Annotated in this window: 14 protein-coding genes and 1 pseudogene; 7 read left to right on the forward strand and 8 right to left on the reverse strand. The window is 69.1% G+C overall.

Annotated elements, in window-relative coordinates:
* Window positions 1-248 precede the first annotated feature (248 nt).
* On the forward strand, window positions 249-587 hold the full coding sequence (locus J4H86_RS17390) for a DUF4115 domain-containing protein (protein ID WP_330932535.1): 339 nt from the start codon (window positions 249-251) through the stop codon (window positions 585-587).
* Between the two features lie 136 nt (window positions 588-723).
* Window positions 724-1,929, forward strand: coding sequence for a winged helix-turn-helix domain-containing protein (locus tag J4H86_RS17395; protein ID WP_236538839.1), 1,206 nt, complete (start codon window positions 724-726; stop codon window positions 1,927-1,929).
* 126 nt (window positions 1,930-2,055) lie between these two features.
* Here the strand turns inward: J4H86_RS17395 and J4H86_RS17400 are convergent, their stop codons facing one another.
* Together J4H86_RS17400 and J4H86_RS17405 are read right to left on the reverse strand one after the other, a co-directional pair.
* Entirely contained in the window at window positions 2,056-3,198 is a 1,143-nt protein-coding gene (locus tag J4H86_RS17400) for an acetyl-CoA C-acetyltransferase (RefSeq protein WP_236538840.1), read from the reverse strand.
* 98 nt (window positions 3,199-3,296) lie between these two features.
* Entirely contained in the window at window positions 3,297-5,318 is a 2,022-nt protein-coding gene (locus J4H86_RS17405; protein WP_236538841.1) for an MDR family MFS transporter, read from the reverse strand.
* Window positions 5,319-5,442: 124 nt separating this feature from the next.
* Here J4H86_RS17405 and J4H86_RS17410 point away from each other — a divergent pair, with 124 nt between their 5' ends.
* Window positions 5,443-6,585 carry an acyl-CoA dehydrogenase family protein gene (locus tag J4H86_RS17410; RefSeq protein ID WP_236544072.1) on the forward strand — a complete coding sequence of 381 codons (1,143 nt, stop codon included), beginning with the start codon at window positions 5,443-5,445 and terminating at the stop codon, window positions 6,583-6,585.
* Between the two features lie 66 nt (window positions 6,586-6,651).
* A complete protein-coding gene (locus J4H86_RS17415; protein ID WP_236538842.1) occupies window positions 6,652-6,819 on the forward strand; it encodes a hypothetical protein in 168 nt (55 codons plus the stop codon).
* Window positions 6,820-6,918: 99 nt separating this feature from the next.
* On the opposite strand, the gene J4H86_RS17420 is transcribed toward J4H86_RS17415, so the two are convergent.
* A complete protein-coding gene (locus tag J4H86_RS17420) occupies window positions 6,919-9,153 on the reverse strand; it encodes an ATP-binding SpoIIE family protein phosphatase (protein ID WP_236538843.1) in 2,235 nt (744 codons plus the stop codon).
* Between the two features lie 204 nt (window positions 9,154-9,357).
* Window positions 9,358-10,065 carry a metal-dependent transcriptional regulator gene (locus J4H86_RS17425; protein WP_269134478.1) on the reverse strand — a complete coding sequence of 236 codons (708 nt, stop codon included), beginning with the start codon at window positions 10,063-10,065 and terminating at the stop codon, window positions 9,358-9,360.
* Between the two features lie 157 nt (window positions 10,066-10,222).
* Here J4H86_RS17425 and serC point away from each other — a divergent pair.
* Together serC and J4H86_RS27670 are read left to right on the forward strand one after the other, a co-directional pair.
* Window positions 10,223-11,362 (forward strand): annotated as a pseudogene (gene serC / locus J4H86_RS17430) (phosphoserine transaminase); the annotation flags it as partial.
* Window positions 11,359-11,487 carry a hypothetical protein gene (locus J4H86_RS27670; RefSeq protein WP_394356542.1) on the forward strand — a complete coding sequence of 43 codons (129 nt, stop codon included), beginning with the start codon at window positions 11,359-11,361 and terminating at the stop codon, window positions 11,485-11,487. The pseudogene serC and the gene J4H86_RS27670, both read left to right, overlap by 4 nt.
* A gap of 522 nt (window positions 11,488-12,009) precedes the next feature.
* On the opposite strand, the gene J4H86_RS17435 is transcribed toward J4H86_RS27670, so the two are convergent.
* Window positions 12,010-13,074 carry a hypothetical protein gene (locus J4H86_RS17435; protein ID WP_236538844.1) on the reverse strand — a complete coding sequence of 355 codons (1,065 nt, stop codon included), beginning with the start codon at window positions 13,072-13,074 and terminating at the stop codon, window positions 12,010-12,012.
* Window positions 13,075-13,289: 215 nt separating this feature from the next.
* Between J4H86_RS17435 and J4H86_RS17440 the strand changes: the two genes are divergently transcribed.
* Window positions 13,290-14,033, forward strand: a complete 744-nt coding sequence (locus J4H86_RS17440) for a 3-keto-5-aminohexanoate cleavage protein (RefSeq protein ID WP_236538845.1) — start codon at window positions 13,290-13,292, stop codon at window positions 14,031-14,033.
* A gap of 25 nt (window positions 14,034-14,058) precedes the next feature.
* On the opposite strand, the gene J4H86_RS17445 is transcribed toward J4H86_RS17440, so the two are convergent.
* Genes J4H86_RS17445 through J4H86_RS17455 form a run of 3 tightly spaced genes read right to left on the reverse strand, consistent with a single transcriptional unit; the run spans window position 14,059 to window position 16,016 of the window.
* Window positions 14,059-14,226 (reverse strand): hypothetical protein, encoded by a 168-nt coding sequence (locus tag J4H86_RS17445; RefSeq protein WP_236544203.1) that lies wholly within the window; start codon window positions 14,224-14,226, stop codon window positions 14,059-14,061.
* Window positions 14,201-14,749, reverse strand: a complete 549-nt coding sequence (thpR, locus tag J4H86_RS17450) for an RNA 2',3'-cyclic phosphodiesterase (RefSeq protein WP_236538846.1) — start codon at window positions 14,747-14,749, stop codon at window positions 14,201-14,203. The genes J4H86_RS17445 and thpR overlap by 26 nt, the downstream gene beginning before the upstream one ends.
* 4 nt (window positions 14,750-14,753) lie before the next feature.
* Entirely contained in the window at window positions 14,754-16,016 is a 1,263-nt protein-coding gene (locus J4H86_RS17455; RefSeq protein ID WP_236544074.1) for an MFS transporter, read from the reverse strand.
* Window positions 16,017-16,084: the final 68 nt, after the last annotated feature.

The following is a 16,084-nucleotide window of genomic DNA, read 5'->3' on the forward strand; positions in this document are numbered from 1 at the left end:
CCCCACTAAGAGGTCTAGACCATTATGCCAGGGTCGACCCCAGTGCGGGATTTCCCGCACTCTCCGTTACGGATTGGACGGAAAACTACGGTGATGGTGGGAAGAACGGGACTTTTTTGACATCAGAGGCATCGATTGTTGGCCTGATCCACGCTAGATTCTGCTGCGTGGGGCGACATCGGAACGATCCTCGTGGCACAGGCCAGGTGCTGGCAATCGCTGGCGCGGTATTGCTATTGGTCACGCTCGTGGCCTTGGGCGGCTTTTTCCTGTGGCAGTCCATACCTTCCAGCAACAGCGCGGTCCTGGACGACGCGGCAGAGATGTCGAGCTCTGATCCCGACCCGGGCGACACGACGCTTTACCTGCGGGTCGTCGGCGACTCCAGCGACGTGCTGGTACGCGAGTCGGGTGGGCAGGTACTGACCGACACCACGCTCGGTCACGGTCAGTACGTGAGCTACGACCACCCAAGCATGGAGGTGCACATCAGCGATCCAGGAGCGGTGGAGGTGTACACCAACGGCGAGCTACAGGACCTGAGCGACGAACCCGACGACGCGACGCTCTCGGTGCGCGCGGACTGACCGGCGCGGCGACCAACCGCGCGATCCGTGTGACGTCGGCACACGGACCAGAGGCGACGGCGCACTCCGCCGCGCCTCCCATCGTCGTTCCCTGACCGCATCGGTACCTGTCGCACATCGGAGATAGCGTGTGGGCATGTCGCGATCTGCCCCCTCCTCCGCCGGACGTCGTACGGACCTGTCCGCAGCACAGGCGCGGCGCGTCGCGCTCGCCGCCCAAGGGTTCCTGGACCCCCGACCGAGTGGCGCCGCCACCCTGCGCCACGTCCGCCGGGTCGTGGACCGGGTCGGTGTGATCCAGATCGACAGCGTGAACGTGGTGACCCGCAGCCAGTACCTTCCGCTTTACTCGCGCCTGGGCCCCTACGACCCGGCGTTGCTGGACCGGGCGACCGGCAGCCGTGACCGACACCTGGTAGAGTACTGGGCGCACGAGGCGAGCCTCATCCCCCCGGACACGCACCGACTGCTCCGCTGGCGGATGGCCCGCGCCGACGAGGAGGCCTGGGGTGGGATCCGGCGTATCAGTCGGGAGCGGCCCGAGTTCGTGAAGACGGTCCAGGCCGAGGTGGAACGCATCGGCCCCGCGACGGCGCGCATGGTCGCCGCCGCTCTGGAGGAGGACCACGCCCGGGACAAGGAGCACTGGGGCTGGAACTGGAGCGACACCAAGGTGGCGCTGGAGTACCTGTTCTGGTCCGGAGCGATCACCACCGACGGCCGAACCGCACAGTTCGAACGCCGCTACGCGACCTTGGAGCAGGTCCTCCCGTCGGAGGTCCACGGGGCCCCCGACCCGGACCCCGACGACGCCCGCCGTGATCTCATGCGAATCGCCGCGCGCGCCCACGGGATCGGTACCGAGCTCTGCCTCCGGGACTACTTCCGCCTGGGAGTCCGCGAGGCCCGCCCCGCGCTCCAGGACCTCGTCGACGCGGGGGAACTCCTTCCGGTCCGCGTGGAGGGCTGGGACAGTCCGGCCTACCTGCACCCCGAGGCCAGAATCCCTCGCAACGCCTCCGCACGCGCGCTCCTCAGCCCGTTCGACTCCCTCGTCTGGCAACGCGAACGCACCGAGTCCCTCTTCGGCATGCGCTACCGCCTGGAGATCTACACTCCTGCCCCCAAACGGGTCCACGGCTACTACGTTCTCCCGTTCCTGTTCGGCGATCAGCTCGTCGCCCGCGTCGACCTCAAGGCCGACCGCAAGAACGGCGCCCTACTCGTCCGCCGGACCACCCTCGAACCCGACGCCCCGGCGGAGACCAGCACGGAGCTGACCGCGGAACTCCGCCAGATGGCCGACTGGCTCGGCCTCGACCAGGTCCGCCACGACGCGTAGGGGCCGGGATTCGCGGGTGTGTGCGAATCGCCCCGCCAGAGCAGGTGAATGCGCACATCCACCTGGTGGATGTGCGCAATTCCTGATGAGGGTGGAGAAACCCTGATGGCGGGAGGGGAGGGTGGGTTACACGCGCTCCACGATGGTGGTGTTGGCCTGGCCGCCGCCCTCGCACATGGATTGGAGACCGTAGCGGCCGCCGGAGCGGTGGAGTTCGTGGACGAGTTTCGTCATGAGGATCGCGCCGGTCGCGCCCAGGGGGTGGCCGAGGGCGATGGCTCCGCCGTTGGGGTTGGTGGCGTCCAGGTTGGCGCCCGTCTCCTGGGCCCAGGCGAGCGGGACACAGGCGAAGGCCTCGTTGATCTCGAAGGAGTCGATCTCGTCGATGCCCAGTTGTGCCTTGCGTAGGGCCGTGCGGGTGGCCGGGATGGGGCCGGTCAGCATGAGGACGGGGTCGTCTCCGGTGACCGTGAGCTGCACGATGCGCGCCAGCGGGGTGAGGCCGTGTTCCTCGACGGCACGTTCGGAGGCGATCAGCAGCGCCGCGGCGCCCACGGAGACCTGACTGGCGACGGCCGCGGTGAGGGACCACCCCTCGCGCAGTGGGGCGAGCCCGGCCATCTTCTCCAGGGTGGTGTCGGGGCGGACCCCCTCGTCGGTGTCGACGCCGTTGATCGGGGCGATCTGGTCGGCGAACCGGCCCTCGGCGATCGCGGCCGCGGCGCGGTGGTGGCTACGTAGGGAGTACTCCTCCATCTGCTCCCGGCTGAGCCCCCACTTCTCCGCGATGAGCTGTGCCCCGCGGAACTGCGAGATCTCCTGCTCGCCGTAGCGGTCGGTCCAGCCGGTGCCGTAGATGGGCAGTCCGTTGTCCAGGGAGAACTGGACGTTGGCGCCCATGGGAACCATCGCCATGTTCTCGACCCCGCTGGCGACGACCAGGTCCTGGGTGCCCGACATGACGCCCTGGGCCGCGAAGTGCAACGCCTGCTGCGAGGAGCCACACTGGCGGTCGATGGTGACGCCGGGTGTGGTCTCGGGAAGGCCGGCGGAGAGCCACGCCGTGCGGGCGACGTCCAGGGCCTGCGGTCCCGCCTGGCTGACGCACCCCATGATGACGTCCTCGACCGCGACGGGGTCCACGTCGGTCCGTTCCATCAGGGCACGAAGGACGTGCGCCCCGAGATCCGCGGGATGGGCGTCCGCCAGCTTCCCCTTCCGCGTTCCCACGGGCGTGCGGACCGCTCCAACGATGTACGCCTCAGCCATGACTGCCTCCCGGCCGACCTGTCCGTGTGCTCAGAATCCCACTGCCGTCTAACCGAACCATATTCGGTTTGTGGTCTGAAGCAAGGGCCCAGGGTCGTCTAGGAGCGGTCGGTGAAGAACGTGGAGTCCGTGGGGCCGCCGAGATTCTCCTGCGCGATCTCCTGCAGCAGGGCCACGAGCTCGGGATGGTCCTGGGGCGAGTAGTCGGCCAGCGCGCGCTCCAGAGCCGAGCGTTGGGCGGAGAGGAGGCGCCGCGCCGTGTCGCGGCCTCGGACGTTCAACGCCCACGCGGGTGAGTCCCCCGTGAGCATCGACGCCGAGGAGAGTTCGTCGCGTACCGCCGGCAGGCGCTCGGCCGAGTCCGGTGCCCGCGCCACGAGTTGGTCCAGGGTGAGCGGGCCGGACACCGCGAGCTGCGTCAACGCCCAACACGCCGCCGGCGACAGCGTGACCCCCGCCGCCTCCGCCAGGCGTTCGTACATGCGCCGGGTCCCCTCCTTGCCCGCGTGGTGGTAGGCGAGCCGTTCCACGCGGTCCAGGGCCGCCCGCTCCGTCCACACCGGCGCCACGGACTCGTCCAGGTCCGGGGTGGAGATGGTCGTGCGCAGGTGCACCTGCCGCAGGAGCAGCGCCAGCACGAACCCCGCCGCGGCCACGGGCACGGCCGAGAGGAACACTGAGTCCACCGCGTCGGCGTAGGCCACGATGAAGTCGCCGTGGGCCTGCGCGGGGAGGTGTTCCACCTGGGACGGGTCGTGTTGCAGCGATTCGGCGGACACTCCCGCCGGCAGCGGAGCGGTCCCGAGACGTTCCTGGATGTTCTTGGCGAGCTGGGAGGCGAAAACCCCGCCGAACACCGATGTCCCGAAGGCGCCGCCGATCGAGCGGGAGAACGTGACCGCCGACGTGGCCGTTCCGAGGTCGGAGTAGGACGCGGCGTTCTGCACGGCGGTCACCACCACCTGCATCACCAGGCCCAGCCCGATACCGAGCAGCAGGAACGTCGACCCCATCACCAAGTAGCTGGTGCCCACGTTGAGCTGGGTCATCAGCAACATCGCCACGGTCACGATCGCCGTCCCCGCGATGGGGTATGGCTTGTAGCGCCCCGTCCAGGTCACCAGGAGCCCGCTGAGGATGGACATGGACAGCATCCCCACCACCATGGGCGTGAGCGCGAGCCCGGACGCGGTGGGGGAGTAGCCGTGCACGATCTGGAGGAACAGGGGGAGGAAGGCGAGCGAGCCCATCATCGCGAAACCGAGGCAGAACGTGATGCCCATCCCGGTGCGGATCACCGAGCCGCGGAACAGTCGTAGGGGGAGGACGGGCTCCTCGGCGCGGCGGGCACTGACCCACCACAGGAACCCGAAGACGACCGCGCCCGCGATGAGCCCGATGATGACCGGCGAGGTCCAGGCGTAGGTCGCGCCACCCCACGACGCCGTCAACGTGACACAGACCGCGGCTCCGGACAGCAGCAACGTCCCCAGGTAGTCGATCTTGTGCTGCACGCGGCGCGAGGAGGAGGGCAGAACGGCGACCACCATCGCGAGGGCGATCGCCCCGATGGGCAGGTTGATGTAGAAGACCCACCGCCATGAGAGGTGGTCGACGAAGAGCCCGCCCAGCAGCGGTCCAGCGACGCTGGCGACACCGAACGCGGCGCCGATGAACCCCTGGTAGCGCCCGCGCTCCCGGGGCGACACGACGTCGCCGACGATGGCCTGGGCCAGGACCATGAGCCCCCCGCCGCCCACACCCTGGAGCGCGCGGAACAGGATCAGGCTCAGCATGTCCTGCGACTGGCCGGACAGGACCGATCCGACCAGGAAGATCACGATCGAGGCGATGAAGATGCCCTTGCGCCCGTAGAGGTCGCCGAACTTCCCCCACAGCGGTGTGCTCACGGTGACGGCCAGCAGGTACGCCGTGATCACCCAGGAGATGTGGTTGAGTCCGCCGAGGTCGGACACGATGATCGGCAACGCCGTCGCCACGATCGTCTGGTCCAGCGCGGCGAGCAGCACCGAGAGCACCAGCGCGGTCATGATGAGGGCTACCCGGGGGGACTCGCTCCCGCCGGTGGCGGCGTCTCCTGCACTGCGCTCAGCTTCCATCAGGACGACAGTACTTTACGTAGTTAGACAATTACTCTAAGACGCGCTGTTTGTGTCGGTTTAGCCGAATCTCATTCGGTTAAAGTGTCGGCGTAGGCATGACACACACCACATGGGAGTGCCGATGCGCGGCGACATCTACGAGGCGGAACACGACCTGTTCCGTGAGTCGGTGGTCAAGTTCCTCCAGCGGGAGGCCATCCCCTTCCACGAGGCCTGGGAGCACGAGGGGATCGTGCCCCGTGAGGTGTGGAGCAAGGCGGGGGAGATCGGTCTCCTCGGCCTGGGCGTCCCCGAGGAGTACGGCGGCAGCGGCTCCCGCGACTTCCGGTTCAACGCGATCGTCGCCGAGGAGCTCGCCCGCGCCGGGACCAGCGGCCTCGGATTCTCGCTGCAGAACGACATCATGGCGCCCTACCTGACCGACCTCACCACCGAGGAGCAACGCCAGCGCTGGCTTCCAGCGTTCTCCACGGGGGAGTTGATCGCCGCCGTGGCGATGACGGAGCCGGGCGCCGGCAGTGACCTGCAGGGGATCCAGACCACGGCCACCCGGGATGGCGACCACTACGTCGTCAACGGCCAGAAGACGTTCATCAGCAACGGCATCAACGCCGACCTCGTCATCACCGCCGTCCGCGTCGGCAACGAGACGGGCGCCCGCGGGATGGCGCTGTTGGGCATCGAACGCGGCATGCCCGGCTTCGAACGCGGACGCAACCTTGACAAGGTGGGGCTCAAGGCCCAGGACACCGCGGAGCTCTACTTCGACGACGTGCGGGTGCCTCGAGCGAACCTCATCGGCGAGGAGGGGCAGGGGTTCATCCACCTCATGGAGAACCTCCCGCAGGAACGCCTCTCCATCGCGGTATCCGCGGTCGCCGGCGCCGAGGCCATCCTGGAACAGACCATCGACTACTGCCGGACCCGTCAGGCCTTCGGCCGCTCGATCGGGAGCTTCCAGAACACCCGTTTCGTCCTCGCCGAACTCACCACCGAGGTCGAGATCGCCCGCACCTACGTCGACCGGGCGATCACCCAGCACAACGCCGGTGCGCTCACCGCCACCGACGCCGCCAAGGCCAAGTGGTGGACCACCGAACTCGCCAACAAGGTGATGGATCGGTGTCTGCAACTCCACGGCGGGTACGGCTACATGATGGAATACCCCGTAGCGAAAGCGTGGGCGGACGCCCGCATCCAGTCCATCTACGGGGGGACGACCGAGATCATGAAGGAGATCATCGGACGTTCGCTCGACCTGTGACCTCCTCCCCTCGGAGCGCACAGAACACCCCCCTCCCCCCGGAGGGCACAGTCCCTGGAGGACGCGATGACCGGCAACTACGACGGTTTGATCGTTCTCGGCCTGATCGTGCTGCTGCTGGTCTTCGGCCTGTCACGACTGCGCCGTCGGATCCATATCCCGTGGGCGACCGGGAGCATCGTCGTCGTGTTCATCCTCGTCGTGCTGATGTTCTGGGCCGTGTCATGGGCCTGACCCGACCCCCCAACCTCCGTTGATCTTGTAGTCGTCGTGACGACGGGGGTTCGTCGCGACGCTCACGGCAAGATCGACGGTGCGGGAACGCGAGGGGGCTCAGGCCTCCTCGCGCATCGGGATCTCGAACCACACGAACTTGCCCTCGGGAGTCGGCCGCGATCCCCAACGGCTGGCCAACTGGTCCACCAGGTACAGTCCCCGGCCGCCCTCGTCGTCGGCCGTCGCCGTCCGGATCCGGGGTAGGCGCAAGTCGTAGTCGAAGACCTCGACCCACACCGAGGCCGCACCATGGCGGAGCCGCAGCAGGAACTCTCGCTTGAGGTCCTCACCCGCCGGGGCGGCACCGCCCTCCAGCAGGTCGGACCAGTCCTCGCTGAACTCGTCCCCGCTGTCGGCACCGAAGTCGATGCCGTCGACCTCGGAGAAGTCCCGGCGGATCGACGCCGGCGCGGCGTGGAGCACCACGTTGGTGACCACCTCCGACACCAGCAGACTCGCCAGGTCGGCCTGGCCCTTCTCCATGCCCCAGGCGTCGAACGTGTCCGTGGCCATGTGCCGCGCATCGCCGACCGTCTCCGCCTCCGCCACGAACCAGCTCTCCCGCAGACCGAGCTCGGAGGGGTGGGAGCGGACGACGAGCAGCGCGGTGTCGTCGTCGCTCTCGCCCGGGATCGCGTTCACCGCGGCCTGGGCGATCCGCTCGACGTCGGCGTCGGCAACGTCGCGCAGCCGGTCACGGAGCAGATTGAGCGACAGTGTCGGGTCCGGCGAGCCACCGTGCCCCTTACGGTCCAACAGGCCGTCGGTGTACAGCAGAAGCGTCGATCGAGCGGGAAGAGTGAGCTGCGCCTGGTGGTAGGCGGCCGAGTCGTAGGGGATCCCCTTGGGCTTCACCCCACCGAGCAACGCGTCGGAGACCTCTAGAGCGAGATCGTCCACCTCACCGTCGACGATCAGCAGCGGAGCGGCGTGCCCGGCGTTCGCGTAGAACAGCTCCCGCAGCCACGCGTCGTACACCAGGTAGAGACAGCTCACCCGAGGCGGCGTCCGCTCACCCTCCGGGCCCGGGCGCCCGAGCTGGCGCACCCACTCGTCCAGCTCGCGCATGATGTCCGCCGGCTCACGGTCGGCCTGCGCGAACGCGCGGATCGCCGCACGGACCTGCCCCATCACCGCCGCGGCGTGTGGGCCACGCCCCTCGACGTCGCCCACGACGATGCCCACCCGGCCCGCGGAGAGCGGGATGACGTCGTAGAAGTCCCCGCCGACCTGGGTTTGGATGCCGTGCCCGTGCACCTCGAGGGGGCGGGCCGGTATGTAGCGGTGCGCGATCGACAGGCCGTCGAAGTTCGGGAACTCATGCGGCAGCAGGTCCTTCTGGAAGGCCAGTGCCGTACTGCGCTCCTCCTCGAACAGGCGCGCGTTGTCGATGGCGAGCGCGACCCGAGAGGCGATCACGCCGACCATGTCGCGATCGAAGCCGTGGTAGCGGGTACGGGTGCGCGGTGACAGCGAGGACAGTCCCAGCATGAGGACTCCCAGCAGCTCCCCCCGGGCGCGCAGCGGGGCCGCGATACCCGACGTGACCCCGACCTGTTCGGACACCTTGGCGGCGATGGAGCCCGGCTCGTCGCCGGTCTGGTCGAAGTCGCGGACCAGGATCGTTTCCTGGTTACGCATGGCGGTCGCGGCGAAGTGGTTGGGGGGGTAGTAGACCTCTTCCCCCACATCCGACCACGAGCGCGGCGGCGGCGACCACGACTCCGCGTGCACCGACACCCGGCGGATGAGCCGGTCGCCCTCGAAGAGGTCGATGAAACAGTGATCGGCGAACTGCGGCACCAGGATCCCCGCGACCTCTTTCAGGGTCGCCTCGAACTCCAGCGAGTTCGCCAGCCGGCTACCGATCCGGTCCAACAGGCCGTAGGACTCCTCGGTGCGGCCACTCTCCAACGCGGGGCGCACGAGCACCAGGATCCCGTCCACCCGGTCGGGAGCCGACGGGTCGCGCAGCGGGACACCCTGAACCTGGACGTACATCCAGGTCGCGTCGCCCCGAACCACCGCGAGGGTGCCTTCCCAGGGATTCCCACCCGCCACCTGGCGGATGAGGTCGCGCGCGAGCTCGTGATCCGCCGCGTGTACCCCGACGTCGGCGAGGGTGCCGACCACGTCGCGGTCCGGTGACAGATCGAAGAGATCCTCCGCGGCGCGGTTCATCGAGCGCAGCCGCCCCGCCTGGTCGAGGACCAGGGTTGCGATCTGTGCTCGGGAAAGCACCGTGTCGGTGGACAGCGCACCACCGCCGGAGTGATCTTCCCACCCCTTCATGCAGTCGCCACCTCGCAGTCCCGAGCCGCAGTGGGCCCCGTACCTCGGCGGGCTGGGCAAGTTACACGAGCCCCGCCATAGTGCGAGAGTAGCAACACGGCCGACATGCCCGCAGGCCAACCCTTCAGTCCGCGCCCGCCGACAGCGGCGGGCGCCGGTTCGTCAGCGGGATGGGGATCCCTTCGTCGCTGGCCAGGGCCGCGATCAGGGCTTGGCAACGAAAATGTGCGTCGCGGTGTCCCGATCGAGGTCAGTGCTGTCGTCCTCGGAACCGACGCGTCCCACCCGGACGTCGCCACCCTTGGTCTCCACCACGACGGTCTGTCCGGGGCGCACTCCGGACGCGGAGAGGGTGAGCATGAGGTCGACGTCGCTCTGGAGCTGCTCGCTGATACGGCGCACCGTGACGGTCACGGGGGTCCGGTTGGCCACGTCGGTCATGGGGACGATGTGGTCGCCCGAGAAGGGTTCGGTCTTGTAGTCGTCCAGGCCCAGTTCGTTCAGGCCGGGGATGGGGTTGCCGTGTGGGCACGCCGAGGGGGCGTTCAACAGGCGGACGAGTCGTTCCTCGACGGCCTCGGAGATGACGTGCTCCCAGCGACAGGCCTCGACGTGGACGTCCTCCCAGGGGAGACCGATCACGTCCACCAGCAGTCGCTCCGCCAGGCGGTGCTTGCGCATGACGTGCGTCGCCAACCGCCGTCCCTCGTCGGTCATCGCGAGGTGACGGTCGCCCTCCACACGCAGTAGTCCGTCGCGTTCCATCCGCGCCACGGTCTGGCTTACCGTGGGGCCACTCTGCTTGAGCCGCTCCGCGATACGTGCGCGCAGCGGGACGATGCCTTCTTCCTCCAGCTCGAAGATCGTCCGGAGGTACATCTCCGTGGTGTCGATCAATCCGTGTGCGGTCAAGGCTCCCCTCCCTCCGGGCTGAAGCCGGGACGTGAGGTAATAACGGCGGTGCGCAGGCGTGGATTCCCGCGTCGTGCTGGAGCGCTGCGCGGTCCGGGGTTACGTCGGTCCGCGGGAGCGACCGAATCGGTGGCGGGTGACGTCCACCGGCGGGTCAATGATATCGCCTGCCGCCGACACCAGGCGCGCTGGCTGTGTCGCAATTCACATCATTCTGTGTGGGGTGGTGCGCGAAGAACCTGGTGAGAGAGAAGATTCGGCCCATCGCCGCCCGCTCGAAGTGTGGCGGAGTACGCTTGGCCGAGTGACCGAGATCGAGATTCCCGCGAACATCCTGCCCAAGGACGGACGCTTTGGTAGCGGACCGTCCAAAGTCCGTCCGGAACAACTTCGGGCCCTCGCAGAGTCCGGCACCGGAATCCTGGGGACCTCCCATCGTCAGAAGCCGGTGAAGTCGCTGGTGGGTCGGGTGCGATCAGAGATCGCCCAACTGTTCTCACTGCCCAGTGGCTACGAAGTGGTCCTCGGAAACGGCGGTGCGACGGCGTTCTGGGACATCGCCGCCCACGGACTGATCCGCCAGAAGTCGCAGCACCTGTCCTTCGGTGAGTTCTCGTCGAAGTTCGCCAAGGCCGCGAAGACCGCGCCGTGGCTCGACGAACCCACCATCATCACCAGTGAACCCGGAACCCACCCGGAACCCGTGGCCGAGGCCGGTGTCGACGCCTACGCGCTGACGCACAACGAGACCTCCACCGGTGTCGCCGCGTCGATCCACCGGGTCTCCGGCGAGGACCCCGACGCGTTGGTGCTGGTGGACGCCACCAGTGGCGCCGGCGGTCTGCGTGTGCAGATCTCGGAGACCGACGTCTACTACTTCGCGCCGCAAAAGTGCTTCGCCTCCGACGGTGGCCTGTGGATCGCCGTCATGTCGCCGCGAGCCCTGGAGCGTGCCACCGAGATCGCGCAGAGCGACCGGTACATCCCCGAGTTCTTCTCGCTGTCCACGGCGATCGACAACTCGCGCAAGGACCAGACCTACAACACTCCCGCTCTGACCACGCTCATGCTGTTGGAGTCGCAACTGAGCTGGATGAACGAGCAGGGCGGTCTGGACTGGGCGGTGCAGCGCACCGGAGAGTCGGCGGAGATCCTGTACTCGTGGGCGGAGAAGACCGCTTACACCTCACCGTTCGTTCAGGAACCGCGGTTCCGCTCCTCGGTGGTGGGAACGATCGACTTCTCCGACGAGGTCGACGCGAGCGCGGTCGCCGCGACCCTGCCAACGGCGTCGTGGACACCGAGCCGTACCGCAAGCTCGGCCGCAACCAGATCCGGATCGGCATGTACCCTGCCGTCGAACCCGCCGACGTGCGGGCCCTCACCGAGTCCATCGACTACGTCGTGGAGCGCCTGGCCTGATCCGCCCGCCGCACTGACCTCGACACCCCGGGGCCCGTCCCACGCCCCAGTGCGACGGGCCCCGAGGTTTCCCGGTGGTCGGACGCCGGCGAATCGGCCACGTCCGCGCGCGGGCGCCCAGTCCGTGGCGCCGTCGCTCTCGTGCGCACGTGGTCGAGGGGCCGGGCGCGATGCTCGTCGAGCTCGGGGCCGGGGGGGGCGCGGCTCCTCGCGACCCGCGGTCGCGCGGGCCCTCACCCACACGCGTCGGCGGAGAGCCGAGCCGCGGGTGGCTACAGGTGGTCGCTCCCGCGAAGCCCGGCCACACAGTGAGCGGGCTCCTCTGTTCGCGGGCGGCATGGCCCTGCGCGGGGGGCCGGGGTCTGGAACGTCGATCGCCGACCGACCGACGGAACGTGGCCGGCGGGCACGTTCCGCGTCACGGGTCGGTCCGCGCCATCCGTTCACCACCGGACGGCGGGACGTCCGAGTTCGGGTGGTGGGCCATGTCGAATGCCCGGTGGGCCGTCGCCGTGCCCCCGGTCAGGCGCGGCGGAGGAGGAAGACGATGGCGCCCAGGGCGAAGAGGGCTGTTCCGCCCGCGACGAGGATCGGCCAGCGCATGGCGGATCCGCCGGGCGGGGGCTGGGCCTCCGTCGCGCCGCTCGCGTCGTCCGCCTCGGTGTCACTCTCGTCGGGCTCCACGGACTCCCCACCGGGGCCGCCGTGGCGTTCGGACAGCGGAACCCGCCAGACCGGGCTGTGCTCGCCCTCAGAGCTGATCATCACCGCGGTTCCGTCGCGCGTGTGGGTGATGCCCTCTCCCTGGTCCTGCTGTGGGAGGGGCAGCGTTCCCATCGCGGTGCCGGGGACTCCGTCGGAGGAGTCGTAGACGGTGGCGTTCCAGTAGGTCCGGATGATGTAGCTCTGCCCGTCGGGGGCCATGCTGGCGCCCGTGGCGTAGACGGGCGCCTGACCCACGTGGGTGAGGGTGTTGGTCCCCTCCGGGGAGAGCTCCTCGGGCGCCGCGTAGAGCCCTCCGGAGACCTCCTTGCTGGCGACATAGAGCCGGTTGTCCCGTGGGTCGACGAACATGCCCTCGGCGTCACGCCCCCCGTCCTCGTAGGAGAGCGTGTAGGTCGTCGCCTGGACCTCCTGGTCGCTCAGGTCCGACGGTTCGGGAAACTCGTAGATCCGGACGTTCGGCCACGCGCCGGCGAAGTTGTCCCCGATGTCGCCCACCAGGATGGCCGGTTCCCCGTCCTCGCCCTCCCGGATCGCGACCGACTCCCAGTCCCGCGCCTCAACCCCCGCGCCGGTCACTCGCAGGACCGCGAGAGTCTCGCCCTCGGAGTCCACCGCGTAGACGTCGGGCGTCATGGCCGGGCCGCTGTCGTTGTGCGTGTAGTAGACGTCCTCGTGCCGCTGCGAGGCCACCAGCCCGCTGGATTCGCGGATGTCCGGATCCTGGAACGTGAAGGCCTCCTCGGCGGCGGACGGCATGGCGTCCCCGAACGCGGGCGTGGGCGCCATCGCGACGGCTCCCACCCCCAGCAGGAGTGCGAGCGAGGCGATCGTGGTTCTCAGGCGTTGGAGCATCAGCGCCATCTTCCCATTCCCGTGTCGGGGACAGGGACGGGTGCGCGGCGCGGTGGAACCCCGTGTGATCGGTACGGATACGGACTCAGGAGAGCGGGACCCCGGACAGTGCACCGCATCGGCACAACGCGGCCAGAGTGCCACCCGCGCCCCACGGGCATGCTCTAGTCGAACCGACCGAGCGGAGCGCCCAGTGGGCCACGAGCCAGGCGGAGGAACGCGGGATGAGGACAGTCGCTTGCCTGAACGGGAACCGCCGGCCCGGAGCGCATCCGGCTCTCCCGATCTCACCGGACCAGATCGTCGCCGACGCCCGTGCGGCCGTGGACGCCGGGGCGACCTGCGTCCACGTCCACCCGCGGGACGGACACGCGGAGCAGGCGCTGGAGCCGCAGGTCCTCACCCCCGTGCTGCGCGAACTCCGTGCCGCGATCCCCGGGGCGATGATCAGTGTGACCACGTCGTTGGCGGCGCAGCCCGACGCGTGGCGGCGCTTCGACCTCGTCGGCCGCTGGGCGGCGCTGCCCGACAGCGCGACCGTCAACCTCTCGGAGCCCGGAGGGATCGAGGTGGCGCGGCTGCTCCATGACCGCCGGGTGCCGATCGAGGCCGTGGTGACGTCGGTCATGGGGGCGCGGCTGCTGGCGGTCACCGGCATCGAGGTGGAGCGGATCGCGGTGGCGCCCACCGAGGCCGACGTCGGGAAGGCGCGCTCAACGGTCGCCCAGATCGACGCGGTGCTGGACCGGCGGCTCCCGGAGCCGCCCCGCACACTGCACGGCCGGGACCAGACGGCGTGGCCCCTCCTGGACGACGCGATCGCCGCGGGGCACGACATTCGGATCGGCTTGGAGGACACCCTGTTCGGACCGGACGGAAACGAGGCGCACGACAACGCCGAGCTGGTCCGCGCCGCGGTGGAACGGACGGCCGCCCGTCGAGTCCCCGCGGACTCCAACTCCGGGTGACGGCTTCTCGACGCCGCTGGCCCCGTCAGCCGAACAGTGCGCCGAGCACGACGATGAGCATGATCCCGCCCAGGAGAGCGGGCAACAGCCATCGCTGTTTCCGGTAGTTGGTGAGCATCGCGTCCCTGTTCTTGGCCTGGGGCCCCAAGGCCCGGTCGCCGTCCCCCTCAGGGTAGGTCCCATCTGGCGACACCGTGGTAACGGGGGGTTGTCCGGGGGGTGCTGTGGTACAGCACGACCTGCGACGCGTGCCACGGCTCACCCACGAACCCCGCCAGTTCGTCGCGTGCGTCGTCGAGGTTGGTGGGTCGTGGGCAGCGGGCGAGGGTGAGGTGCGGGACGTACCGGCGTGGCTGGAGGGGGAGCCCGGCGTCCACCAGGTGCTCGGTGAGGCGTGCCTGGACGTCGTGCAGCGGAGCGAGATCGCCGCCGATGCCGAGCCACAGCACCCGCGCGTGGGTGCGCCCCTGGGGGAACGTGCCCGCGCCGGCCAGGCGCAGGCGCGCGGGTGTGGCGTCCGGGAGCGACCGCTCGACGGCGCGCTCCACGGCGGGGAGACGCGCCTCGGCCACCTGGCCCAGGAAGGCGAGGGTGAGGTGGTGCGTATCGGCCGCTGACCAGCGCAACGCCGGGAGACGGCGCCGTACCGGCGCGACGACGCGCTCCGCCTCCTCGAGGGCGGACTCCGGCGGGTCGATGGCGAGGAAGAGACGCACACCCTCATTCTTCCTCAGCGAGACTCTTCCGGGTGAGCGTCAGCCGGGGCCGGCCGTGCCAGCGGAACGCCGCTCGGACCTTGAGTTTTCGCATGAGCAGGACAGCCGTGAGCACGGTGACCACCATGCCGACCGTCCCGCCGACCGCGAGACTCACCCGGGGATCGAAGGTGTCGGCGAGCCATCCCACGATCGGGGCGCCCAACGGAGCCATGCCCAGGAAGAACAACAGGTAGAGACTCATCACTCGGCCCCGCATCGTGGGGTCGACGGTGAGCTGGAGGGTGGCGTTCATTGTGGTGGTGTAGGTCAGGAAGGCGATGCCCATCGGAACCAGGGCGACCAGGAAGGAGGTGTAGCCCGGGGTCAGCGCGGTCACGACCTGGAGCAGCGAGAACGCGAACGCGGCGAGCACCAGCAGGCGCAGCCGAGGACGCTCCCGACGTGCCGCGATGAGGGCACCCGCCAAGGATCCGACCGCGATCGCGGTCCCGGCGAGGCCGAACGCGCTCGCTCCCGCCTCGAACACGTTGTTCGTCATCAACGCGATCTGGTTCTGGATGTTCGTCCCGAACAGGGACAGGAACGCGGTCATCGCCAACAGCAGTATGATGTCCGGCCGGCCGGCGATGTAGCGTAGCCCGGCGCGGATCTGGCCCTTGCCCTTCTCCGCGTGTTCGGTGGGGTGAAGTTCGTGCGTCCGCATCATGAACAGGCCGCCGAGGACCGCGCCGAACGACAGTGCGTTGACCAGGAAGACGGGGCCGCTGCCGATCACGCCGATCAACAGTCCGGCGACCGCGGGGCCGGTGACCCGGCCCAACTGGAAACTCGCCCCGTTCAGGGCGATCGCGTTGGGAAGGTCGCGCTTGCCGACCATCTCGATGACGAAGGTCTGGCGCGCGGGATTGTCGACCACGGTGACGACACCGAGGGCGAGCGCGAACAGGTACACGTGCCACACCTGGGCGGCGCCGGTGGTGGCGAGGATCCCCAGGCCCAGCGCGAGAACGCCCATGCTGGCCTGCGTCACGATCAACAGCCGGCGCTTGTCTAATCGGTCCACCAGCGCGCCGCCCCACAGCCCGAGGACGAGCATCGGCAGGAACTGCGCGGCGGTGGTGATCCCCAGTGCGATGCCGCTTCCGCCGCTGAGTTGCAGGACCAGCCAGTCCTGGGCGATGCGCTGCATCCACGTGCCGGTGTTGGACACCACCTGCCCCATGGCGAAGAGGCGGTAGTTGCGCACCGCCAGGGAGCGGAACATCGCGGGCCCCCGGCGTCGGGGTTCGTCCTCGACAGCGGAGGCCGGGCTCGCGGTGTCCTCGGGAGGTG

The organism is Spiractinospora alimapuensis (genome assembly GCF_018437505.1).
In the GTDB taxonomy this organism is placed as follows: domain Bacteria; phylum Actinomycetota; class Actinomycetes; order Streptosporangiales; family Streptosporangiaceae; genus Spiractinospora; species Spiractinospora alimapuensis.